Source organism: Pedobacter sp. V48 (genome assembly GCF_000523515.1).
Lineage (GTDB): Bacteria > Bacteroidota > Bacteroidia > Sphingobacteriales > Sphingobacteriaceae > Pedobacter.
On the sequence record NZ_AWRU01000017.1, the window covers coordinates 1 to 25,735 of the forward strand.

13 protein-coding genes and 5 pseudogenes are annotated in these 25,735 nt (G+C 38.4%); 10 read left to right on the plus strand and 8 right to left on the minus strand.

Annotated elements, in window-relative coordinates; all coding sequences use genetic code 11:
* Nucleotides 1–319: 319 nt before the first annotated feature.
* Both N824_RS15865 and N824_RS15870 read right to left on the minus strand, forming a co-directional pair.
* Nucleotides 320–955 (minus strand): GDSL-type esterase/lipase family protein, encoded by a 636-nt coding sequence (locus N824_RS15865; protein ID WP_161662328.1) that lies wholly within the window; start codon nucleotides 953–955, stop codon nucleotides 320–322.
* A 14-nt stretch (nucleotides 956–969) separates the two neighbouring features.
* Entirely contained in the window at nucleotides 970–3,444 is a 2,475-nt protein-coding gene (locus N824_RS15870) for a glycoside hydrolase N-terminal domain-containing protein (protein ID WP_084498357.1), read from the minus strand.
* Between the two features lie 258 nt (nucleotides 3,445–3,702).
* Here N824_RS15870 and N824_RS15875 point away from each other — a divergent pair, with 258 nt between their 5' ends.
* The 7 genes and pseudogenes from N824_RS15875 (at nucleotide 3,703) to N824_RS15910 (ending at nucleotide 12,052) form a co-directional block, all read left to right on the plus strand.
* Nucleotides 3,703–4,482 carry an enoyl-CoA hydratase/isomerase family protein gene (locus N824_RS15875; protein ID WP_048906145.1) on the plus strand — a complete coding sequence of 260 codons (780 nt, stop codon included), beginning with the start codon at nucleotides 3,703–3,705 and terminating at the stop codon, nucleotides 4,480–4,482.
* A 66-nt stretch (nucleotides 4,483–4,548) separates the two neighbouring features.
* Nucleotides 4,549–5,229 carry a hypothetical protein gene (locus N824_RS15880; RefSeq protein ID WP_048906146.1) on the plus strand — a complete coding sequence of 227 codons (681 nt, stop codon included), beginning with the start codon at nucleotides 4,549–4,551 and terminating at the stop codon, nucleotides 5,227–5,229.
* A 116-nt stretch (nucleotides 5,230–5,345) separates the two neighbouring features.
* Nucleotides 5,346–7,103, plus strand: a complete 1,758-nt coding sequence (locus N824_RS15885) for an LTA synthase family protein (RefSeq protein ID WP_235207147.1) — start codon at nucleotides 5,346–5,348, stop codon at nucleotides 7,101–7,103.
* A 2-nt stretch (nucleotides 7,104–7,105) separates the two neighbouring features.
* Complete coding sequence (locus N824_RS15890) at nucleotides 7,106–9,268, plus strand: S9 family peptidase (RefSeq protein ID WP_048906148.1); 2,163 nt, start codon at nucleotides 7,106–7,108, stop codon at nucleotides 9,266–9,268.
* 278 nt (nucleotides 9,269–9,546) lie between these two features.
* Nucleotides 9,547–10,149: pseudogene (locus N824_RS15895) on the plus strand (MlaE family ABC transporter permease); the annotation flags it as partial.
* 266 nt (nucleotides 10,150–10,415) lie between these two features.
* On the plus strand, nucleotides 10,416–11,147 hold the full coding sequence (locus N824_RS15905; RefSeq protein ID WP_235207149.1) for an ABC transporter ATP-binding protein: 732 nt from the start codon (nucleotides 10,416–10,418) through the stop codon (nucleotides 11,145–11,147).
* Between the two features lie 5 nt (nucleotides 11,148–11,152).
* Nucleotides 11,153–12,052, plus strand: a pseudogene (locus N824_RS15910) (MlaD family protein).
* Nucleotides 12,053–12,168: 116 nt separating this feature from the next.
* Here the strand turns inward: N824_RS15910 and N824_RS15915 are convergent.
* Nucleotides 12,169–14,529, minus strand: coding sequence for a PAS domain S-box protein (locus tag N824_RS15915; RefSeq protein ID WP_048906149.1), 2,361 nt, complete (start codon nucleotides 14,527–14,529; stop codon nucleotides 12,169–12,171).
* An 82-nt stretch (nucleotides 14,530–14,611) separates the two neighbouring features.
* On the opposite strand from N824_RS15915, the gene N824_RS15920 reads away from it, so the two are divergent.
* Complete coding sequence (locus N824_RS15920; protein WP_048906150.1) at nucleotides 14,612–15,478, plus strand: aldose 1-epimerase family protein; 867 nt, start codon at nucleotides 14,612–14,614, stop codon at nucleotides 15,476–15,478.
* On the opposite strand, the gene N824_RS15925 is transcribed toward N824_RS15920, so the two are convergent.
* From N824_RS15925 to N824_RS15940, 4 genes and pseudogenes are all read right to left on the minus strand, one after another.
* On the minus strand, nucleotides 15,475–16,641 hold the full coding sequence (locus tag N824_RS15925) for a sensor histidine kinase KdpD (protein ID WP_048906151.1): 1,167 nt from the start codon (nucleotides 16,639–16,641) through the stop codon (nucleotides 15,475–15,477). The two genes, N824_RS15920 and N824_RS15925, sit on opposite strands and share 4 nt — an antisense overlap.
* Before the next feature lie 77 nt (nucleotides 16,642–16,718).
* Nucleotides 16,719–17,513: a DUF4249 domain-containing protein gene (locus N824_RS15930; protein ID WP_048906152.1), complete on the minus strand. Its 795-nt coding sequence runs from the start codon at nucleotides 17,511–17,513 to the stop codon at nucleotides 16,719–16,721.
* Between the two features lie 4 nt (nucleotides 17,514–17,517).
* A pseudogene (locus N824_RS15935) lies at nucleotides 17,518–19,848 on the minus strand (TonB-dependent receptor domain-containing protein).
* 60 nt (nucleotides 19,849–19,908) lie between these two features.
* Nucleotides 19,909–22,401 (minus strand): annotated as a pseudogene (locus tag N824_RS15940) (ThuA domain-containing protein).
* Nucleotides 22,402–22,670: 269 nt separating this feature from the next.
* Between N824_RS15940 and N824_RS15945 the strand changes: the two are divergent.
* Together N824_RS15945 and N824_RS15950 are read left to right on the plus strand one after the other, a co-directional pair.
* Complete coding sequence (locus N824_RS15945; protein WP_048906154.1) at nucleotides 22,671–23,165, plus strand: ankyrin repeat domain-containing protein; 495 nt, start codon at nucleotides 22,671–22,673, stop codon at nucleotides 23,163–23,165.
* 4 nt (nucleotides 23,166–23,169) lie between these two features.
* Complete coding sequence (locus N824_RS15950) at nucleotides 23,170–25,281, plus strand: catalase (RefSeq protein WP_048906155.1); 2,112 nt, start codon at nucleotides 23,170–23,172, stop codon at nucleotides 25,279–25,281.
* Nucleotides 25,282–25,323: 42 nt separating this feature from the next.
* On the opposite strand, the pseudogene N824_RS34330 reads toward N824_RS15950, so the two are convergent.
* A pseudogene (locus N824_RS34330) lies at nucleotides 25,324–25,735 on the minus strand (LLM class flavin-dependent oxidoreductase); the annotation flags it as partial.

The following is a 25,735-nucleotide window of genomic DNA, read 5'->3' on the forward strand; positions in this document are numbered from 1 at the left end:
ATTAAAGGATTAAACKTAMRYKWTTTTTTTTTTAATGATACGGCGACCACCGAGATCTACACTCTTTCCCTACACGACGCTCTTCCGATCTCTATGATCATTGGTGGGTTGGTTTACCATACTTTTGGGCCTAAAAACATTATAAAAGCTGTGGTGATCACGGCAAAGCAACTCCCGTTGAATAAGGCACTCTTGTTAATGTTTTCGTTCATAATATAATGGTTATTTGGTTAGCAAAATCATCTTAAAGGATAAATTAAGTATTTGGAAATATACAATTAATTTGTTTTTTTAAAAATAGTATATTTTTCATTAAGTGTTATTGATTAAACTTGATCTTTCTAAAGACACGTTTTGCCGTAATTCTGGACCCTTCTGCATTAGGATGTATTTTATCTGGCATAAGTTCAGGCTTGTCTATCAACAAAGCATGCATATCTAAAACCCCCACTTTATTCTCAGTGGCCACATTCATTATCTTTGGGATAATCTGTTCTACAATCACAGGATCCCATATCCCTGCCGTATCTGCTACAAAAGAAACTACAGGTAACAGCAATATAATACGTGGATGGGAGGGCAAATCTTTAAAAGATTTAACCATAGCATGGTAATCCTGCTCATATTCATTTAATCTGGATCTGTTAATCAATTTGCTATCATTTCCACCAAGATCAATAACCACAATATCAGGATTACTCTTTAAAGCTTTCTGATACTCATTGGTTTTGTAATATGGTGAATCCCCGTTTCGCAGAAGCGTACAACCACTTACACCATAGTTTTCTACAGCATAACTGCTTCCGAGATATCTTTGAAGCTGAGCAGGAAAGGAGTTTTGCTCCCTGTTTTCCACTGTTGCCCCATAAGTTATACTTGCTCCAATGCAGGCTACTCTAGTAACCGCATTAAAGTTAGTATAAAAGCAAAGTGCAAGTAATAGACTAAATAACATTTTCATCTTTTAAATTACTCGCTGGTGAAAGTATATGTTTTACCCACAACTGTATCGAAATCATAAAGAAGGGTTTCGTTAATGGATGGTTTATTCAGGTTGGCCTTAGCCGATATAACTGGTGTAGCTATTTTATCGATCTGATAAAACTGATTTGGGTTATCTCCTTTTGCTGGTTTAAGCGAATTTCCTTTTAGCCCATTAGGAACACGTAAGCGACAATTACCACCAAGTTTTGATTTAATGGTAACCTTGCTCAATTTTCCATTTTTCCAGGTGACGTTCTCAATTTCAAAACCTCCGGGAGCTCTTAACCCGCTAATACTTCCGTCCTTCCATTCATCAGGCATTGCCGGAAGCAATTGGATAGAACCATCATGAGCCTGTAATAACATTTCCGTAATACCTGCCGTGCATCCAAAATTGCCATCTATCTGAAAAGGAGGATGCGCATCAAACAAATTAGGGTAAGTTCCCCCGCCGCTGTTTTCACCACCTTTATTTAATCCTGTAGGCGTAAGCTGGTTTCTAATTAGTTTATAGGCATGATTACCATCCTGCAATCTGGCCCATAGGTTTACCTTCCATCCCATAGACCATCCTGTAGAAACATCTCCCCTCTGGATTAATGAGGTATGCGCTGCGTCAAACAATTCAGGAGTTCGTAAAGGAGAAATCTGATTTGCAGGATACAAACCAAAAAGGTGAGAAACGTGCCTGTGTTTGTCATTAGGATCATCCAGATCCTGCATCCATTCCTGCAGTTGGCCATGCTGCCCTACCTGCATTGGTGCAAGTCTATTGCGCATGGCTTTAATTTTTGCTACAAGATCTTTATCCGTATTTAATGCTTCGGCGGCTCTTATCGTGTTAGAGAACAGATCAAACACAAGCTGGTTATCCATAGTAGCTCCAGCGGCTATAGATTTACCTTTATGAGCTCTTGGAGCATTTTCTGGCGACATAGAAGGCGATACCACCATCCATTTATGAACTGGTTCTTCTACAAGGAAATCCAAATAAAACTCTGCCGCACCTTTTAGTGCGGGATATACTGTGGCCAGATATTTTTTATCTCCGTTATACAAATACTTTTCCCAAACATGTCGGCTTAACCATGCTCCGCCCATAGGCCACATTGCAGAATAAATACCATCAACCGGACCGGTTATTCGCCAAAGATCGGTGTTATGGTGTGTTACCCAGCCATTAGAACCATACATCACCTTTGCGGTTTCACGCCCCGTATGAGAAAGGTCTTTTACCATTTCGATCAGTGGGTTATGCATTTCGGTCAGGTTAGTCCCTTCGGCTGGCCAGTAATTCATTTCAGTATTAATGTTGATGGTATATTTACTTCCCCATGGCGGATCCATCTTATTGTTCCAAATCCCCTGCAGGTTTGCAGGTTGCCCGCCTGGCTGAGAAGAAGAGATCAATAAATAACGGCCGAATTGATAATAGATAGCTGCCAATTGAGGATCATTTCCATTTGCAAAGTCTCTTAATCTAACATCTGTAGGATTCTTAATAGAATCTGTTTTGCCCAGATCTATTTTTACACGGTTAAAATATTTTTGATAAGTGGCAACATGATCCTTCAATAGTTGAGGATAGTTTTTCTTTAACGTAGCATTCAAATAGGTTTCAGAACGTTTGTTTTCATCAGCAGTGATGTCGTTATAATTTACAAAATTGGTGGCAATAGAAACATATATCGTAACACTGTTTGCTCCTTTAACAATAACGTGGTCATCTGATAAAGAAAGTTGTCCCCCTTCATTTTTAACTTTTGCTATAGCATTAAATTTAACCTTACCTGGCACGTTCTCTCTGTCGCTGCTTATTCCAGACAAGTGTATTTCATTTGTATTAATGGCTTTAACCGCACCCTTGTGCTCAGTTGCCATTGATGCATTAAACGTTATGCTTCCTGGCTTACTCGCTGTTAACCTGATCACAATTGCCTGATCTGGTATAGAAGAAAAAAGGGTTCGGGTATAGGTAACTCCATTAACTATGTAAGTACTTTTAACTACGGCATCAGCTAGATTTAGCTCGCGGTAGTAGTTCGAAAAGTCTTCATGTCCGGGAAAATCAAGGTTTAAATCGCCTACCGGCTGATACTTCATTCCGTTGTTCTTTTTAGACTGGATCGTCTTTTCGGCAAGCGCATTGGCTTCCAAATATTTATCTTCGAAAAGTAGTTTTCTCACTTCTGGTAAAGCACCCAAAGCATCAGGATTATCATTGCGATTTGGGCTTCCGCTCCATACCGTAGATTCATTTAAACTGATCTTTTCGTGCGCAGTATTTCCATAAATCATAGCAGCTAGTCTTCCGTTTCCGATAGGCAGAGCAGCTTCCCAAACAGTTCCTGCCGGAGATTTATACCATAATTTCAAATCTTTCTCCTGCGAGAATGCAGATATGGTTATGCCCATAAATAAAGCATAAGCCACAATAATTGTTTTTAGGTTCGTAAACATTGGTTGTTTAATATTTGGTTTGTGTGTAATCTTTTTTACTAATTAATGCATTGGCATTNAAAAAAAATTAATATATGATTAATWCCATTATGCTTTACATCTTCCATTTAATTTTCATGTTGAAACTCATATTTTCATTTAAGTTTATCAATTATGTTACGTTTCATTTTTCTCATTATCTTTATTGACTTTCGATTTCTATTCTGGTTTTCTTTTTTTTAGATTGAAGAAATTAGAAAGCAATAAAACATAAAAAGCATGGCAGAACCCCTGATTTTATATTCAGTAACTGAGCGTATAGCAACTATTSYTAKYAATCGTCCTGAGAAGCGCAATGCATTAAATCCACATCTTGTTCAGCAACTAACAGATGCTTTCATCAGAGCTTCAGAGGAGGAGGAGGTTAAAGTAATTGTTTTAAAAGCTAACGGCGCTGTTTTTAGTGCAGGTGCCGATCTGGCTTATTTACAGCAATTACAGGTAAATACTTACGAAGAGAATCTTGCCGATTCGGAGAACCTAAAGCGACTGTTTACCACCATTTATTATTTGCCTAAGGTTGTTATTGCGCAGGTAGAAGGGCATGCAATTGCCGGAGGCTGTGGACTTGCAACAGTTTGCGACATTACATTTTCTGTTCCTGAAGCAAGTTTTGGCTACACAGAAGTAAAGCTTGGCTTTGTTCCGGCCATTGTATCCTGCTTTTTATTGCGCAAAACAAGTGAAACTATTGCTAAAAAAATACTTTTGACTGGAAGCCTTTTTTCTGCACAGGAAGCACTGGATTATGGATTAATAACATTTGTAACAAACAAGGAAGAGATTAGTCATAAAGTGAAAGATTTTGCATTAAATTTGTGTAATGAAGCTTCAGCAAATTCGTTAATGGTAACTAAGCAGCTAATCGGACAAACGACAAACCCGTCATTGGAGAAAAGCTTGTCGCTAGCCGTTCAGATAAATGCCAGGGTAAGAGATACAGAAGATTTCAAAAAAGGTGTTGCCTCCTTCATTAACAAAGAAAAAATTATATGGTAATTGCCTTTTGAATGTGACAAATGATAATAAAACTATACTAATACATAAAAAACTAAAAACAAGAAAATGTTTAAATCAATTAAAACCGGTGTTGTAGCTGTAATTTTGATCAGTACAGCCATTGTTGCTAAAGCTCAAAAAATTGTAGATCAGGGAACATTAACCTTTGGAATTGAATATCAATTAACGGATGATCAAAAGAAGGTTATAGACCCTTCGGTACTTCCTTCCGAAAGTAAAGTTCAGTTTAATGGCAATATATCTAAAGTTGAAATGGATATGGGGCCTGCTATGATAAAGGTATTTTCTGATGGAGCTGCCAGAACTGCATTAGTACTTATAGATATTCCTGTTGCCCAAAAACAGTATGCCTCTAAAATGTCCAAAGAAGATCTAGATAAACAAACAGGAAATCTGGTATTCAGCGACTTTAAAGCGACAGGTGAAAAACAAACCATCGCAGGCTTTAATTCAGAAAAATACACCTATAAAGATAACAATGGAGCTAACTACGAAGTTTGGGTTACCAACGATTTAAAAGTTACACCAGGTGCTACCCCTCCAGGATTTGATCAGATAAAAGGTACTCCTGTAAAATATACCAACATCAGGGATGGTTTTAAAACAGTAGCAACATTAAAAAGTCTGAAAGAAGAAAAAGTAGGTCCTTTTAGCCTTACTGTACCAAGTGGTTATGAAGAAAAAACAATGGCAGAATTAAAAGCGATGCAAGGTGGTGGCCAATAACATAGCGTAAAATGTTAAAAAGCTTCCTGTTTTTTGTACGTTTTTTTCTGTTTTGGCTGTTATTTTTTTTCGTTGACCGCCTTACATTTATCATTATAAATTCCAAAAAACTTGCCATGGTTCCAGTATCGGATATCATGGCAAGTTTTTATCATGCCCTAAAGCTCGATCTGTCGATGACGGCGTACATACTCGTCATTCCGCTTTTCAGCTATATATACTGGCTCTTAAATGGCCGAAAGGTGGTAGAATTAAAATGGCTTACCATCTATAATAAAATCCTGATTGTATTATTCAGTATTATCTCTGTTGTAAATTTCAATATTTACCGGGAATGGGGAAGTAAGATAAACGCAAAAGCTGTTGGTTTTGCCATTTCAACGCCCAACGAAGCCCTTGCATCAAGCGCATCTTCTCCTATCGGATTAACACTATCCTTATTTGTCTTATTGGTTGTTACAGGTTTTATTCTGCAACGATGGGTTGTACTCAGGAAACTTAATTTTAAAGCTAGTCCGATCTGGTTACGGGGAATTGCTGTTATTGTATTGGTTTTTTTAAATTTTCTTTTGATACGTGGAGGGTTAGGCGGTTCTCCAATCAATCAAAGTATGGCCTACTTCTCCAAAGAGCAGGTTTTAAATCATGCTGCAGTAAATACAGAGTGGAACCTTTTGTCGAGTGTGCTTGCGGCCCGCATGACAAAGAATAACCCTTATAACTATTTAAGCAAGCAAACAGCCGATGCACATATTAAGGAACTTTATACTCAGGCAAAAGACACGACCATTAATATACTTACCACCAAACGGCCAAATGTAGTTCTGGTAATCATTGAAAGCTTTACTGCAGATCTAACCAAAACACTAGGCAACGAAGATGGCATTACGCCGAATTTTGACACACTAATGCACAAAGGAGTGCTTTTTAGTAACATTTATTCTTCTGGTAGCAGAACTGACAAAGGATTGGTAGCCACTTTAGCCGGCTTCCCTACCCTTGCCGCAGGCAGCATAGTAAAATGGCCTGAAAAAATGCAGAAGATCCCTGGTCTCTCTCAGCCATTCTTTAAGAATGGTTATCGAACCTCTTTTTTTTATGGAGGGGAATCTGAATTCGATAATTATAAAGCCTTTATTTTAAGTCACAATTACCAAAAGCTGATTGATAAAAATAATTTTAAAGGTGGAAAAGTAACCAAATGGGGGCAATTTGATGAAGCGGTTTTTGAGAGGCAGATTGAGGACCTTAATAAGGAAAAACAACCTTTCTTCTCTACCCTGCTTACCCTAACCAATCACGAACCTTATGCCCTTCCGGGCAATTACAAGTTTGGACAGGCTGATAACATTGCGAAATTTAAAAGCACGGCACACTATACCGACTCCTGCATAAATGCTTATTTAAACAATGCAAAAAAGGAAAGCTGGTATAAAAATACACTCTTTGTCTTTATTGCAGACCATGGTCACCTTTTACCTAAAAATAGTCACGAAATTTATGTCCCTCAACGCTATCATGTACCCCTATTATTTTATGGAGAGGTGATTAAAGACGAATATAAAGGCAAAAAATTTGAAGATGTAGGAAGTCAGGCTGATGTAGCTGCCACAATACTTGGCCAGTTAGATATCAGTGCAAAGGAATTTGTGTGGAGTAAGAACCTCCTAAACCCTTATGCAAAACATTTTGCATTTTTTAGCTGGGATAATGGAATGGGCTTTATTGATAACCAGCAATGTGTTACTTTTGACAATGTAGGGAAGACAATATTATACAACAGCAATCCTAAGGATAAAGACCTTACTTTAAAAACCCTTAACAGTGCCAAATCATACCTACAAAACGTTTATCAGCAATTTATAGAACTATAAAAATGAACTTTAAACACATTTTTTTTAAACTGGCTTTAGTCTTAATTTTAGGACTTCTTGGAAAAGCCAATGCTCAGGATATTAAATGGTCAAAAGATGGCAATTCATACTACGAGGTGAGCCAGGGTGAAATTGTATCCATAAGTCTTCCTCTGAATGAAAGAAAAACCATTGTGAGCCGAAACTTGCTTTATTCAAGCGGTAATACAGGACTAGGTGAGATCAAAAGTTTTGAAATATCTGAAGATGGCACAAAAGTTTTACTTTATACGAATAGCAAAAAGGTTTGGCGCTACGAAACACGCGGAGATTACTTTGTAGCGGACCTGAAAACCAACCAACTTAGTCAGGTTGGAAAAGATAAACCTGCCTCTTCGCTAATGTTTGCTAAGTTTTCTCCTGACGGGAATAAGGTTGCCTATGTAAGTAAGCACAACCTGTATGTTGATGACTTAATGAGCAAAACAAGTAAGGCCTTAACTACTGATGGTACTGAAAGATTGATAAACGGAACTTTTGATTGGGTATATGAAGAAGAATTTGATTGCAGAGATGGATTCAGATGGAGCCCGGATGGTCAATCTATAGCCTATTGGCAAATAGATGCCACTAAAATCAAAAACTTTTTGATGATAGACAATACGGATTCTATTTATTCCTTCACTATCCCTGTAGAATATCCTAAAGTTGGAGAAAACCCTTCTTCTTGCAAAGTCGGTATCGTTAATATTGCCTCAGCAAAAACCACCTGGTTAGAAGTGCCCGGCGATAAAATTCAAAATTACATTCCAAGAATGGACTGGATCCCATCTAGTAATGAATTGATTTTACAACAATTAAACAGAGAACAAAATGTAAGTAAACTATTTGTTGCTGATGCAAGCTCTGGTCAGGTAAAAAATATCTATACTGAAACTGATAAAGCATGGATTGATGTATCTCAGGGATGGGACTGGATAAATGAAGGTAAGGAGTTTATTTGGATGAGCGAAAGTGATGGCTGGCGTCACCTTTACCGCATCAGTAAAGATGGTAAAAAGCATACATTGATTACACAAGGTAATTATGATGTTATTGAAAAATCATTAATAGATGAGAAAAATGGCCAGATCTATTTTATTGCCTCTCCAACAAATGCTACCCAGAAATATTTATTTAAAAACAAGCTTAGTGGTGGAAAAGCAGAAATGGTTACCCCTTCTATATTAAAAGGTAGTCATGCTTACGAAATATCCCCAAATGGAGTATTTGCGCGCCATACTTACCAAAATGCATCAGTACCTCCAATTACCGAATGGATGAAACTTACCACCTTAAACCCATTGACTATGGAAGGTAGTATTACCAATCAGCTTGGACGAATGAGACCGCCAAAGAACAAAGTGGAATTCTTTAAAGTAACTACTGAAGATGGAATTGAATTGGATGGCTGGATGAAGAAACCTGACAATTTTGACCAGACAAAAAAATATCCGGTTGTATTTTATGTTTACGGTGAGCCTGCTTCGCAAACTGTAACCGATACTTATGGCGCTGGACGCAACTGGCTTTATGCTGGCGACATGCCTAAAGATGGCTACATCTATATTTCTGTTGAAAACAGAGGCGCCCCTGCTCCAAAAGGCAGGGAATGGCGTAAAAGTGTCTTCCAAAAAATAGGCACTTTAAATATTCGCGACCAGGCTATGGCTGCAAAAAAAATAATGGAATGGCCATTTGTTGATAAAAACAGAGTGGCTGTTTGGGGATGGAGCGGTGGCGGCTCATCAACCTTAAACCTAATGTTCCAGTATCCAGAAATATACAAAACCGGCATCGCCATTGCGGCAGTAGGAAATCAGTTAACCTATGATAATGTGTATCAGGAAAGGTATATGGGATCTCCATTAAAAACTAAAGAGGCATACGTTAAAGGCTCTCCTATTACTTACGCAAAAAACCTACAGGGCAAGCTTTTATATGTACATGGAACCGGTGACGATAATGTGCATTATCAAAATGCAGAGATGCTGATCAATGAACTGATCAAGAATAGAAAGGTATTTCAATTGATGTCGTACCCTAACAGGACCCATAGTATTAATGAAGGTGAAGGCACATCTGAACACCTTGCGCTTACTTACACCGAATTCTTGCAAAGAAATTGCCCTCCGGGAGGCAAATAATATAAAAAGGGGATCATCGCAATATGATCCCTTTTTTTAAAACCTTTTTGACCTGTATATCGTTTATATAATTGGGACATTTACAAGACAAAAACACCCAAAAAATACTGCATATTTGCCAAAAATCATGTAAAAAAGAAGATAGCATACATTTTATTGTGCTTCTGAATATTAGTTTTGCACAATTATGGCTCATAATTTGATGGTGTGTGATCGCTATCAAAAAACCCGATAACAATAACACTCTAAATCGAATAATAAGATATTAAGGCATATACATGGAGAAAAAAGCTGAGAGCCAGGAAACCTTAAATGACGAAGTAAAAACTCCTGGTAAATTATCCAGGACGTTTATAACGCTTTACGACGTTTTTCAGTTTATTGGACGCTTCTTTAAAGAAGGCTTCTTGCCTCCTTATGAAGGAAAAGAACTAATGAAACAGTGCTATGACATTGGCTATCGTTCTTTAGCCTTGATCTCTTTAACCGGATTTATTACAGGTATAGTATTTACAAAACAATCCAGACCATCGCTTGCTGAATTTGGCGCCACTTCATGGCTTCCATCATTGGTAGGTATTGCGCTGTTAAGAACACTAGCGCCATTACTAACTTCTCTTATAGCAGCCGGAAAGGTAGGATCAAGTATTGGTGCCGAACTGGGCTCCATGAGGGTTACAGAGCAAATAGATGCTATGGAAGTATCGGCAACCAATCCATTCAAATTTCTGGTAACCACAAGGGTACTGGCATCAACAATTACTATTCCTATTCTTACCTTTTATACCGCTATGGTTGGAATGCTGGGGGCATTATTAAATGTTTCTCTAAGCGAAGGCACAAGCGCAAAGGCATTCTTTCAATCGTCGCTTGAATCGATTRSYTKYYKAKACNTTMCNNMGCATNNNCTATTWRMKCYGTAAYANNNGGWTTTAYWAYWGGWATRGTANKTTRCNWAMCANRKSYAKNANYCWTCRMWWGNNGAAYWKRASGSSWWSRTNNMAASCMKMSMRKTNRKMWRWGGTWANKRRTAKGTWYMKTANANTTRTTGAKGNMAGTASYYTNWGTNNRGTTWYYWGRWWTNTTSANNGGAYTKRWTKYYKAWACTWYSARMKAARAWMRGMMSWKSKTTGAACAAGAAAAAGTAATAGAAATTAATGGCCTGTATAAGTCATTTGGCAATTACCATGTACTAAGAGGAGTAGACTTAGAACTTTATAAGCGCGAAAACCTGGTTGTGCTTGGAAAATCCGGTACGGGTAAATCTGTATTGATAAAAATTGTGGTGGGCTTATTAACCCCAGACCGTGGGGATGTTAGGGTACTTAACCAGCATGTTGATCAGATTACCTATAGAGAACTGCTTGCTTTAAGATTAAAAGTAGGGTTTTCATTCCAAAACAGTGCATTATATGATAGTATGACCGTTAGAGAAAACCTTGTTTTCCCTTTAATCAGAAATCAGAAAAAGTTAACAAAGGGAGAAATCACCAGTGCGGTTGAAGAGATGCTTGATGCTGTTGGACTGCTCCATACCATCAATCAGATGCCTTCAGAATTATCAGGTGGGCAAAGAAAAAGGATAGGCATTGCCAGAACATTGATCTTACGACCTGAAATTATGCTTTATGATGAACCTACAGCCGGACTTGATCCGATAACCTGTTTGGAAATCAATAGCCTGATTAATGAGGTACAGGAACGCTTTCACACCAGTTCAATCATTATTACCCATGATTTAACCTGTGCAAAAGCTGTGGGCAACAGAGTAGCCATGTTATTGGATGGTAAATTTGAGCGTCAGGGTACTTTCGAAGACGTATTTAATACAAATGACGAACGGGTAAAACCATTTTACGATTACAATTTTATTCAATAGAAATTATGCAGGCAACAGACACACGCCGTAAGATTATAGTTGGAGCGTTTATTCTCCTGGGCATAGCAATATTTATTTTAGGGGTTTTTACATTAGGAAGCCAGAAAAAAGCATTCGTAAAGAGCTTTACTGTTGATGTTGTTTTCAACGATATTCAAGGACTTAAAACCGGTAATAACGTATGGTTTTCCGGAGTAAAAATAGGCACAATAAAAAAGATCCAATTTTTTGGAACTTCACAGGTACAGGTTTTCCTTAATATTGAAGAAGAAGCACATAAGTACATTCACAAAGATGCATCTGCCAGCATTAGCTCCGATGGGTTAATTGGAAATAAGATCATTGTAATTACAGGTGGAACGCCAAAGTTCCCATTTGTAGAGGATGGAGACAGGCTGAGAGTGAATACCACCTTATCTACAGACGACATCATGAAAACATTCCAGGTAAACAACAAAAACCTGGTAGAGGTAACTTCTGATTTTAAGATTCTTGCCAAAAGCCTTGTTGAAGGAAAAGGAACTGCAGGCGCACTACTTACCGATGAACAGATCGCTACTGATTTTAAGGCTATAGTAGTAAACTTAAAGAACACTACAGCATCGGCAAACAAGATGGCAGCAGAATTGGATAAATTCTCAAAAACATTAAATACAAAAGGTGGTTTGGCCGACAAGCTGCTTACTGATACTGCTGTTTTCGCCAAGCTTCAGGCCTCTGTAAACGAATTACAGAAGACGGCAAGTTCAGCTGCCACACYTACNRMRAMSCTSWWYMRAKCWTMKSSWWMMWKAWYWYMGWCNAGNWYWWTGCWGYTGGTKTNMWTGYTNNWTGNATMANKRAKWYTRCNSWGCNMKGTANWMWTCNRATYATNNWWARCANRKAAACCAGCAGCAAAAAGCTAGACGAAAATCTGGAAGCATTACAGCATAATTTTCTTCTAAGGGGCTTCTTTAAGAAGAAAGCAAAAGCAGAAGCCGCAGCAGCAGAAACAAAAAAAGAATAATACGGCGCAAAGGCGCTATTTAAAATATATCTTAAAAGTAGTTCCCTCATTTATAACACTACTTACTGTTACTTTGCCACCCATGGCGTCAATCTGATTCTTTGTAATAAAAAGCCCTACTCCCTTCGAGTCGGGTTTTTTATTAAAGGTCTTATATAATCCATAAAGTTCTTCACCATGCTTCTCCAGGTCTATTCCGATTCCGTTATCAGAAATCTGTAATACAGTTTGAGAATCCTCGATAAAGGAATCCAATTCAACAACCGGATTCCTATCAGGATGACTATATCTGATCGAATTAAAGATAAAATTCAACAAAATACTCTCCAGATATGCAGGATTATAATTCACAATAACATCCTTAGGAACGTTATTTTTAACAAGAGCATTTGTTAAAACGATCTGATCATTCAATATTTCAATGGTTTTATTAATGTAGTTACTCAAACTTAGCCGTTCTTTTATTACATCTATGCTGGTTTGGATACTAACTACTTTATTCAAATTGAGCATGGTTTCGTTTAACAGGCCTGATACAGTTTTAAGTACTTCAATCAGCTCAATCCTTTCCTCCTCGGAACTGGTTTGCCCTATTAAATTGGTAATGGCCTGAATATTCGAAGTATGTGACCTTAAGTTATGGGAAACGATGTACGAAAAGTTCAAGAGTCTTTTATTTTGCTCTGTAACCAGGTTAAATGAATGATTTAATGCATCCTGGGCCTGTTTATTCTCTCCTACGTCAATCATTATACCTCTTAACAAAATAGGATTGTTATTCTCAGAGATGACATTGACAATATCTCTGAGCCATACTATTGTTCCATCTTTAGCAACCATTCTATACTCAAAGTCGTGCTGAATATTTTTCCTGGTAGAAACAGTACAATATTCGATAGCCCAAGCCTTATCGTCAGGGTGAATGTGATCAGCCCAAAAAGTTGGAGACGACAACCATTCCTCAACCGAATAACCTAAAATATCTTCAACCTTTTTACTAATAAATGTAAATTCAAAGGTATTAGGATCTGCCTCCCAAACGATACCATCAATAGTATTTATTAAAGATTCAATTCTCAACTGAGAATCAAGAACAATCTTCTCTGCAGCTTTTCGATCAGTAACATCCTCTATAATTACGATGTGACTGGTTGGTTCCCCATCATCATTCCACAATGGAGTCTCCACAATATTACACCACTTTACATAACCTTCTTTATGCAGATACTTTTTTTGAACTCTATATTCTTTAACAAGGCCATTATCTAAGCGTTTAGTATGATCACTCGCTCCATTTAGAGGATTTGGAAGGGTAATGTTCTGAAAACTTAAATTCAGCAATTCAGATTCCATATATCCCAGTATATCACATAATTTCTTGTTCACCTGTAAAAACCTGCCATCAGTTGGGGTTACTAAAGCTATACCAATAGCTGCCTGATCAAATATCGTTTTAAACTTTGTTTCGGTATTTATTAGTTTTAATTTCTGACTATCAACCAGGTTCTGTAACTCAGTAGTTTTTTTAACTACCTGAACAACCAGCAAACTAGATAAAATAGCCAGGCCAATACCAAAAAGCAAAGGATATAACAATTGAAAAGGGATTATTCCATTATCGGCGTTAATAACATAAAGCTTCCAATTGGTACCGGCAAAAGATGTAGATTGATGATCTTGACCAAGAAAGTCCCTGTCGCCTTTTAAAAAAAAATCCTCTTTTCCAGTAGCTATATCAACATTTGAAAATTGAAAGTAAAAGTTATTGTTTTTATTATTGTAAACACCAATACTATTAAAGAATGCATCTTGCTTAATAACTACAGCAGAAAAACCCCAGAACCTATTTTCCCGGTATATCGGTAATCGCCCTACGATCCCCATTCCTCCTTGCTGTAATTCATAAGGGCCGGCATAATACATCATTTTTGAGGCTATCGATTTGTCAGCCATTAACCTTGATTCTTCAGATTTTTTAAAAAGATCGAAATTTAATGCCGGTTCATTGCCTTTCTTTGGATAGAGGTACTTTATAATACCCTTAGGCAATAATTCTAACGCCTTATAGTCCGGGTTGGATGCTATTAATCTAGCCGCAACAGCATCGAAATTCTTTGGGATGCCTCTATCATTTAAGGTCATTGCAAGCGTTAAAGTAGCAGCTGAACCATTATTCAACACCAATTGAACATTCTGTTTAACCACATTCAGTACATTGGCCATCTCCAGACGTCTGCCTTCCTTAATTATCTGATATCTCTGAATCACCAACAAACCTATCAGCAATAGCAAAAAAAAGAACACGCACAACCCAATTACTTTGGGTTTGCCCGACAGCCACGCAATAAACACTATTAGTTTTTCTTTGAGACGCATCGCTTGTAGTTAAAACAAATATAACTTTTTACAAACAAACTATTATCCAACTTTATTTACTTTAGTAGTTATAAAAGCATCTATGATTTTTCTAGAAAACGAACATATAAAAGCATCTTTAACAACCAAAGGTGCAGAACTACAAAGCCTAGCAGGTAAAGAAACAGGCAGGGACTACTTATGGAATGGCAATCCGGATTATTGGGGTAAGTTTAGCCCTGTACTTTTTCCTATAGTAGGTGCCATAAAAAATAACACTTATCTGTTTGAAGGTAAAGAATATACACTTCCAAGACATGGTTTTGCAAGAGACAATCAATTTGAAGCGGAACAGATCAGTAACACAGAGGCAGTGTTTACGCTTGTTCAAAACGAAGAAACTCTAAAGGTTTACCCATTTGATTTTACGCTAAAGCTTCACTATAAAATTACTGATGCAAGTTTATCCTGCTCTTATATTGTTTTAAATCCAGGGAATAAAGAACTCCTCTTTTCTGTAGGCGGACATCCGGCCTTTGCAGTACCAACAAATGAACAGATAAGCTACAACGACTACTTTTTAGAATTCAATAAAGATGAAAGCCTTGTTTATTATAAAATTAATGGTGATTTGATTGATGAAGAAACCGAAGTAATACAGCTGAACAACCACTCCTTAACCCTTACTCATCAGCTTTTCTATAAGGATGCACTCGTATTTAAAACCCTTAAAAGTGACTGTATATCAATTAAGAACCATAAAGACCTACATGGTTTACATTTTACTTTTAAGAATTTTCCGTTTTTTGGGATCTGGGCTGCTAAGGATGCAGACTTTGTATGCCTGGAGCCGTGGTGTGGTATTGCCGATGGAATAAACCACAATCAGGACCTTAAAGATAAAGAAGGGATTGTAGCGCTAGCTCCAAAAGGGAACTGGGAACGCAGCTGGTCTATCGCCTGTTTTTAATCTTGCAGGAGCAATTCGACGATGAATGTTGAGCCTTTATCATGCCCATCACTTTCGGCCCAGATGCGGCCTCCATGTGCCTCTACCAATACCCTTACTATAGAAAGGCCTAAACCAGTTGAATTTTCTCCACCTGTAGGCTGTGCACTTAATCTGGTAAAACGTTGGTAGAGCCTATTCTTATCATCATCAGTAAGCCCTTGTCCCTCATCCTTTACCTCTATATGCACCTTACCTGTTAATTTCTTAACTCGCACTTCTATATTTGTGTTTGCCGGAGAATACTTGATTGCATTATTAATCAGATTATCCAATATCTCGGACAATTTACCCTCATCGCCTAACAATATCACATCGTCTTGAGCGATAAAGCTTAAAGTCTGATCCTTTCTTTCTGCAAGTGGGAGATTCATAGAAACCACATTGCTAACCAGAGAAGATAAATTCAGCTTAATAAGTAGCAACTGTACTTTACCTGCCTCTGCAGTACCGGAAAGCAGCAATTCATCAATAATACGAACCATATTTAAGCTGGCCGTTTTGATCTGCTCACACATTTTGTCTACCATTTCCGGATCACCCTTTTTTAGTTTTATTAAATCAGCACGTACAGGTATGGTAGTTAATGGGTTTTTCAAATCATGTGCAGTAGTATTTAAGATTTGATTATGTTGTATAGCTGCAAGCCTTGATGCAAGCTTAAGTTCGATCTGATCCATAACCAAATCCCTTAAATCGCTTAAAATGGATTCTTCTTCCGGACCAAATTCTCTTGGTTCAATGTCAATAATGCAGAAAGCGCCAAGGTTATAATTATCTATCGTTTTTAGTGGAAGCGCTGCATAGAACCGCAAGTCTACATCACCCAGGGTCATCAAAGTATCTTCTACGGTGTATAAACCGTCAGAAAGCACTGCATTGGCACAAAGGCCAACTTCACGGCTTACCTCTTTAATATCTGTACCATACTTTGATTTGAACCAGATTCTATCTTTATCTACTATACTAATAATAGCTATTGGTACATTAAATAGTTTTGCGGCTAATCTGGTTAGCTTATCAAAAGAACCATCAGGTGGCGTATCCAGAATTTCATACCTGTGTAAGGCTTTTATTCGCTCCTCCTCAATTGAGGATTTACTTTGACTTAATTCTATGGCCATTCGAGACTAAATTGGGATTCATAAATTGGCTGTCAGCGCAATATAATACAATTTCCAGATTAAACTCAAAGTTTATATTATTTAATTACAACGGTTTTTTTACTTGTAGAATATGCACTAAACACACCCAGGGCTTTGTTATTAAAATTAGAAGGTGGATTAGCTGGTGCTACCGGTGGACCTCCTCCACCTGAATTTTGACCTAAACTATAAAAGTACTTGTAAACATTTCTATCAATGCATTGAAATTCAACCTCAATGGTATCTCCACGAACCAGATCATTCAGGTCATAAAATATCACATTTGCGGCTTTATTACCATCATCAAACCGGTCCTCACTTACTGCATCCTCCTCTATCTTACCTTTTACAGTTAAAATATATCGGTATTGATTTTGAATGTCTTTTGGATCATTATAATTAGCCGCAACATAAGTATTCTTTTCTCCAAAAAAACTAAAATCCTTAAAAGTCAATGAATCAAGTGGAACTTTAACTGGCATAGTAGAGTTGGCTGTATAATTTTTACCTTCATAAGTAACGTCTAATGTGTATTTCTTACCCGACTGCCCTCTAAATTTAGGACTCTGATACACACCTTTTGATACCTCAACATACTCCATAGTATTTCCATCTTCATTTCTCACAATCACTTTTGCGCCCGAAACCGAATTAAATCTGTTAGGATCAGTAAAATCATATGTTTTTGAAATCATTATCAAATGGTTCTCAACTTTATCACTCAGGCCTCCGTATATCACCAGTTGTGGTGCTGCATTCTCGAGCTTCAAATCGATCACCTTTTCGCACCCAACCAATATAAATAACGCAGCTAAAACCCCTAAAATCCCAAGTATATCTCTCTTTTTCATCCGATTAAAATTTGAAATTCCACGTTACTGAAGGAATTATACCAAACAAAGTTGTACGCACTACCTGTGTTGTAGAAACATCATCAGGATTATCTTTAAAATCAATTGAAAATGCATTATGGCGATTGTATACGTTATAAATACCAAATGACCAGCTCGACTGAAGCTTCCTCCCCGGCTTTCCCTCAAGTGTAGCAGAAAGATCCAAGCGATGATAAGCAGGTGTACGGTAGCCATTTTTTTCTGTGTAATAAAATGCTGTGCGTCCATTTATCTGATACTTACCGCTCGGATAAGTAACTGCATTTCCGGTATTATAAACAAAAACAGAAGAGAAGGTCCACCTTGCCCCTGCCTTGTAAATCCCAACAAGCGATAAATCATGGGTCCTGTCTTGCTTAGCATAAAACCATTTCCCTTCATTTATAGCATCAAATTGGCGTTGTGTTCTGGACCATGTATAACCAATCCATCCATTAATCTTGCCAAATCTTTTCTTTAGAAAAAGTTCAATACCATAAGCCCTGCCATCCCCATACAGCAAATCAGCCTCAACATTCCCATTCCCTCTAAGGTCAGTTCCACTTCTATATTCTATCTGATTTTGCATCCATTTATAGTACAACTCTGCCGAAAATTCATAGTTATTGTCGCTAAAGTTCCTGAAATACCCTGCGGCAACCTGATCAGCAATTTCGGGTTTAACATTGTTGCTGTTCATAATATAAAGATCAGTTGGAGAAGTTGATGTAGAATTAGACATCAGATGGATATTTTGAATATTCCTGGTGTAGGCAGTTTTTAAAGAGCTTGAGGGGGTTAGCTGATAGCTTGCAGAAATTCTTGGTTCAAGATTAGAATAATTTTCAACCACCTCTCCTGCTTGATACGACGTTGTCCTAGTGGTATTTCCTTCTGCGTCGTATGTTTTAAAGTTCCCTGGCCCTAATAAAGAGAACCCACTTAACCTAAGTCCGTAAACCAGATTCATCTTATCGCTAACAGCCCATTCATCAGATAAGTAAGCTGCAAGCTCCAGTCCTTTCCGGTTTTCGTAATTAGTTGCATTTACACTCGACGACTCACTTGCCGTAAGTTTGCCCGGAGCAATGGTATGGTRARYKRMGWTYRSRCCAAACTTTAAACTATGACTACTACTTAAACTATATTCAAAGTCCTGTTTTAAATTAAAATCTTTAATAGAAGAGTTAACTTGAAAATCGTTGTCTTCCATAAAATTCTGAATTACATAGTTATAGTTGCTATAGATCAGGGAAGTATTTGAAAACAATCTGTCGCTATATAAATGGTTCCAGCGTAGGGTAAACGTAGCATTACCCCAATTAAACCCAAAAGCTTCTGAAATACCAAGTTTATCGCGTCCAAAGTAACCTGATAAGTATAGGGTATTTTTATCATTTAACTGATAATTGGCTTTGGCATTTACATCATAAAAATAAAGCGTATTCCCATTTATCGAACTATCTGGCGACAACGCTAAAAAGGCGTCAAGGTAAGTTCTACGCGCGCTGATCATAAATGAACCTTTATCCTTAACAATTGGTCCTTCAACTTTTAATCTCGATGAGATCAAACCTATACCGCCTTCTGCGGTATAATCTTTACGGTTTCCATCGTTCATCTTAATATCCAATACTGAAGCCAATCTGCCGCCATATTGTGCAGGCATTCCTCCCTTATAAACGCTTACATCTTTAATCGCATCAGAATTGAAAGTAGAAAAGAATCCAAGCAAGTGCGACGCATTATACACCGGGGCTTCATCCAATAGTATTAAGTTCTGATCACTAGATCCACCTCTAACATAAAATCCACTATTGCCCTCTCCTGCCGATTTAATTCCGGGCAGCAATTGCAACGTTTTAAGCACATCGCGCTCTCCAAGCAGAACAGGTACATTATTGATTTCTCGGATATTGATTCTCTGAAGGCCCATTTGCGGGCTGCTCACATTATCATTTTCCTTTTCAGCGGAAATAACCACCTCGTTTAACTGATTATCTTCTGAAAGAACAAAATTTTGCCTGATGTTCCGTGAAATTGTAATGGATTGTTTAAGCGTTTTATAGCCAATAAAACTTATTGAAAGCTCATAAATTCCTTCTGTTGCACTTAAAGAGTAAAATCCGTATGCATTAGTTCCGGCACCAATGGTTGTTGAACCGGTAAGTTTAACGCTGGCACCTATTAATGTTTCACCGGTGCCGGAATCGGTAACTATACCGCTAATCGTAAATTTATTTTGAGAAAAAGCAAATTGACAACAACATATAAATAATAAAAGTATGGGTACAAATCTCTTTGTTATTGGCATATAAATACTTAGTCTTTCGTAAAAATAGAAAAGAAAATCTATTCCATCACTACTATTACACTAATTACCTTGGCCTGCTGTCCATAATATCGCATTACTTACCATTCTCTTCCAATTACTGTTAAGAAGCAAGTCTGGCGAGTGCCCCATAAAAATATAGACATTCCTTGCCTTAACTTTGGTATTTACCCATACTACAGGATGGTCACCCATTTTTATTTTAGAATCTGGCTGATAACTGGTTTCATCTACCTTGGCGAGAACGTGTACATTTGGCCTTGGGCTTTTATTGTAAGTATACCATTCTTCTTTATCCACTTTAAATGATGGTGGTACTCCTTTCATTACTGGATGGGTTTTATCTTCTATCTTCACATTAGCGGAGGCGAAATCTGCGATATAGTTCTGGAACCTTATATTACCCATGAAATCGGAAAACCAATTCCACATTGGATACCCATCAAACTCGCCTAGTAAGGTAGCATGATGAAATCCCAACCATCCACCCTTTCCATTATCGATGTAATCTTCAAAGGCCTWRGMWRMWYYYSRYTKYYWKRYGTAAGGAGGATAATCCAGCTGAATAACAAGCTTATACCGCTTCAAAAAAGCATCATCAATTTTCTCAGTATTGTCAACATAATCAATTGCAAAATGATTCTTTTTTGCAAATTCATCTAACCAGGAGCGAACCGCTTTAGTAAAAGCGATATGATGCCCTCCATTCTCGGCCAAAGCCAAAACCCTAAATACTGGCTGCTCAATTTCAGGCTCATGTGCGGTTTCTATTGCGGTTAATGCTTGTAAAAACCATGCTGCATGAGGTAACCATTGTTCTGTCCAGCGCCATTCATTTCCACCTGCTTCTGTTTTAAAATCTATACCACTGCCATCAGCATTTCCATCTTTTCCTGTGATGCCATTGGAAATCCCTCCCTTTTGGGACCCATGACCAAACAAGGCAGCCATATAGGGTACATTTTTTTCTCCAAAACCATACATAAAACACATGGAATAAGGATTGCTGCCCAAAATCCATGAAAGTTGCTGCTCAACATAAAGTTCAATATCTTTTCTTACGCCCCAGCCACTTTTTTCAGGATAAACGAGTCGGCCACCAAGTAATGATGCAGTGGCCAAAGAACCTAGTCTTGCATTTTCTCCCTGCCACCACCAGCCTGTTTCATTTTCATGAGGTATAAAAAAACCTTCCTGCACTTTATTATTAACTTTAAAATACTGGCGTGCATATCCAAATGGATTATTAACAGATTTGGTAACCTTTAAATTGCCATCAATAGCTTTCTTAACTACAGCGAGGGTCTGTGTTCTGTAACCCGCTTCCTTTTCCATATCAAGGTAACGAACCAAAGCAACTACCGGCAATCCCGCATCGGCAGCATGCCAAAATGGTCTATCCTTATCATCTGCTATAAAATATCCCTTGTCGGTTATTCTGGACCTTAAATTTGCGGCCCTTTTGCGTGCTTCATCTCTGTAATAGGCACTATCTGTGGCTCCCCACAATTCGGTAGCAGCCATTAATGCACAATAATCATCAATGATGTTCTCTTTCCCATCGTCGGCATATTTCAAATTATTTACCACCAAATGTGCATACGCTCTTTCTGCAGCTTTCAGGTATTCTTTGGCTTGATAATCACCATTCTTACCCCATGTAGAAATGCGGGCTAATGAAGCAATTGCCATGCCTCCTCCTTCTCTGAATGCACATTGATAGTCTGCCGTAGTAACGCTATTTGCTTCCAGCCCTACAATTCTTCGCGCACTTGCATCTGGCTTAAAGTAGCTAAATACAGTCATGTAAAAGTATCCCTCGTCAGATAAAGAACGCATCATATAATCAGCACCCCATAAGGCTTCTGTTTGCAGGTCTTCTCTGATTTTTAGCCGATCCAGTAGTCCAGGGATTTTCTCTGTTGCGTTCACCATCGACCAGGTAACCAAAGGGATTTGCTGTGGCGACATAAAATTTGCATATGCCAAATGAGAAAAGTATTTGCTGATATCTCCGGATGCATCACCCCAGCCTCCATGCACATCCACCCTTTTATCACTGCCATAAAGCAGCATCTTTTTATCGGCCTCTATTTCCTGAGGAGTATTGGCCCGTTGCTTTTTATAATAGTTAAGAATGCTGGGTAAGGTATTAACAGCAAGTGCCTGTTCGGCAATATCAAAACTGGCCGAAGTATAATGCTTTCCTTTAAACATCACATCGATTTTATATTTTCCGGGTTTATTAAATGAGGAAAAATCTACAGTATAAAATTGACGGTGCGGAAACCATTCCTCAACAGATCCGGAAGGTATAAGCGTAGCACTGAAGTTGATCTTTTGATCAGCAGCATTAATCAATGTGAACTTTTTTAATTCTGAAAAACTACTCTCTAAACTAACAAGGGCTTGCTTTGGTCCTGATAAATCAAAGGCGACCTGATTAACATGAATTGCAGGTTGCGCCTGTATGGTAAAAACAGATACAAAAAGCAGTACTAAACTTGCGCTAACAAATTTCAAGCGTTTTATCATTTCTTAGAGAGGAGTTTTAAATGCATCGGCAAAATTGCTTCATGGCATTCTCAAAATTAGCATATTTTTCTTCCCTTCACAGGGCACATCAACCACCAATCAATGCAATAAGCTAAAAAACAACACCTTAACAAACGACTGTAGTATTATTGTAGGGGCAACGCTCAGCCACAATCTTCACTTCAACTGTTTCCCCACTATATTTAAATATAATCCTGTTCTCAGCTCCTGTCTACTAAACAATTCTCCATTGATGTTGTTCTACTATCATGGATCCTATCACATCAGCCTTAATTCACGCTTCAAGAACTGGCGATTTGCCACTATTACAAGAAATAATAGATCAAAAAACAGACCTTGAAGTTCGGGATGATAAGGGTTATACACCCTTGATTATCGCTTCTTATAATCATCAACTTGCTGCAGCCCAATTGCTCCTAAATTCAGGAGCCGATGTTAACGGTGCAGATACGAGTGGCAATACAGCATTAATGGGCGTGTGTTTTAAAGGCTATCCAGATATAGCAGAACTTCTTCTCACTCATCCCCATATCAATCTCAATGCACTGAACGGGAATGGAGGAACGGCCCTTATGTTTGCCATTATGTTTGGGCGCAATGAACTAACTCAATTACTATTGAAACATGGTGCAGATATAACGATTACTGATAATCGTGGCATRGATGCATTAGAAATTGCTTTACAACAAGGAAATGAACAGGGAGTCTTGCTTTTAAAACAACACCTATCTATAAATCAATAAGAGTATGAAAAAGAAAAAACTGGATACCACTTCTGATCAGGGTGAGTTCATGACAACCAACCAAGGCCTTAAAATTAACGATGACACAAATTCTTTGAAAGCCGGAGATCGCGGACCATCATTACTGGAAGATTTTATCCTGAGAGAGAAAATCACGCATTTTGATCATGAACGAATTCCAGAAAGGATAGTACACGCTCGCGGTTCCGGAGCGCATGGCTATTTCCAGGTTTATAAATCTATGGCTGAATACACCAAGGCAGGCTTTCTACAAAATCCATCGGTTAAAACCCCAGTATTTGTACGGTTTTCTACCGTTGCAGGATTTAGAGGTTCTACAGATCTGGCAAGAGATATTCGGGGATTCTCTGTTAAGTTTTACACAGAGGAAGGTAATTATGATTTGGTTGGCAACAATGTCCCGGTGTTCTTTATCCAGGACGCAATAAAATTTCCTGATCTTATCCATTCTGTTAAACCTGAACCTGATAATGAAATACCGCAAGCGGCTAGCGCTCACGATTCTTTTTGGGACTTTATCTCCCTCACTCCTGAATCTATGCATACGATTATGTGGGCCATGTCAGACCGGGCAATCCCCAGGAGTCTGCGGATGATAGAGGGCTTTGGTGTGCATACTTTTCGTTTTATTAATACCAAAGGAAAATCTTTTTTTGTGAAATTTCATTGGAAGCCCCTTCTAGGCGTACATTCAGTTGCCTGGGATGAGGCTTTAAAAATATCTGGTAAGGATCCTGATTTTCACCGCCGGGATTTACATGATGCCATTGAAAGCGGCGCTTTTCCCGAATGGGAATTTGGTGTTCAGATTGTGCCGCAGGAAGATGAGCATAAGTTTGGTTTTGATTTGCTGGATCCAACCAAGCTAATTCCGGAAGAGCTAGTTCCTGTACAAAGGATTGGTAAAATGGTATTAGACCGCAATCCTGATAATTTCTTTGCCGAAGTTGAACAGGTTGCCTTCCACCCCGGTCACTTGGTTCCGGGCATAGATTTCACTAATGACCCTTTATTGCAGGGCCGTTTATTCTCATATACTGATACGCAATTGTCCCGTTTAGGAAGCCCTAATTTCCACGAAATTCCAATTAACCGTTCTGTCAATGCGGTACACAACAATCAGCGAGATGGACATATGCGTCAGCAGATCAACAGAGGAAAGAGCAGTTATCATCCAAATTCTATTGCCGATGGCAGTCCCGCACAGGCCAAAATAGCTGAGGGTGGATTTTCATCTTATGAAGAACGTATTGATGCACATAAAGTAAGAGCACGGAGTAAAAGCTTTATGGATTTCTTTAGTCAGGCGACGTTATTCTATAACAGTCAGTCGGAACCAGAGCAAAACCACATCACCGATGCATTTAAATTTGAGCTAGGTAAAGTTGAAAGCGTAGAAATCCGCCAGCGCATGGTAAACCTTTTAACGCAGGTAAGCACACCTCTTGCCAATGCCGTTGCAGAGAGTTTGGGATTAAAAGCAGGGAAACCAATAGAACCGATTAACCATAATCTTGGAGCAGATGCCAATCCGGCAGATTATAAACCGACAGAAGTAAAATCAGAAATTGAAAAATCTTCGGCTCTGAGTATGGCAAATACATCAAAAGACAACATTAAGACCAGACAAATTGCTTTCCTGGCTGCTGATGGTGTTGACGCCTCAGATTTTGGAAATATGAAAAAAGCACTTCTTGCTGCAGGCGCTGTTGTTAAGGTTGTTGCACCTAAAAATGGTACCCTTAAAGATTCTGCGAGTAAGGAAATCAAAATTGACATGAGCTTCTTAACGGGAACTTCTGTGGTGTTCGATGCAGTATATGTGCCTGGCGGAGAAAAAAGTATTAAAGCCTTACTATCTGAACCAGATGCTATTCATTTTATAAATGAGGCCTATAGACATTGTAAAGCCATTGCAACCACTGGTAAAGGTATTGAGTTGATCAACCAAAGTTATGTTGGTGCAAAATTAAAAGGTGGTGATGCCGATGCAAAAGCAGGCTTGTTGACAGATCTTAAACCGGATGCTTTTATTAATGCGATTGCCCAGCACCGCTTCTGGGTACGAGAGAAAAAAGATAAAATTCCGGCTTAATATCCCCGTCATCTCCTTTGGTTAACCAAAGGAGATGACGTTTCATCGCCAACCTAGTGCCGGGGCAACATGCTTCAGGATAGCAGACAATACATGGATATTATAATCAACTCCCAATGTGTTCGGTATGGTTAGTAGCAGCGTATCCGCTTCTTGTATCGCTTCGTCTATAGCCAGTTCTTTGATGAGCTGATCAGGTTCGGCTGCATAGCTCTTACCGAAGACTGCTCGTTTATCAGCTTCAATATAACCAAAGCTATCCGATCCTTTTCCCTGTTGTCCGAAATAATACCTGTCCTGATCGTTTACCAGTGCAAAGATTGAACGGCTTACTGAAACTCTTGGCTCGCGCTGATGCCCGGCTTTGTTCCAGGCTTCCTTATACAACCTGATCTGTTCTGCCTGCTGGATGTGGAAAGGTTTACCATTTTCGTCAAATTTCAGCGTTGAACTT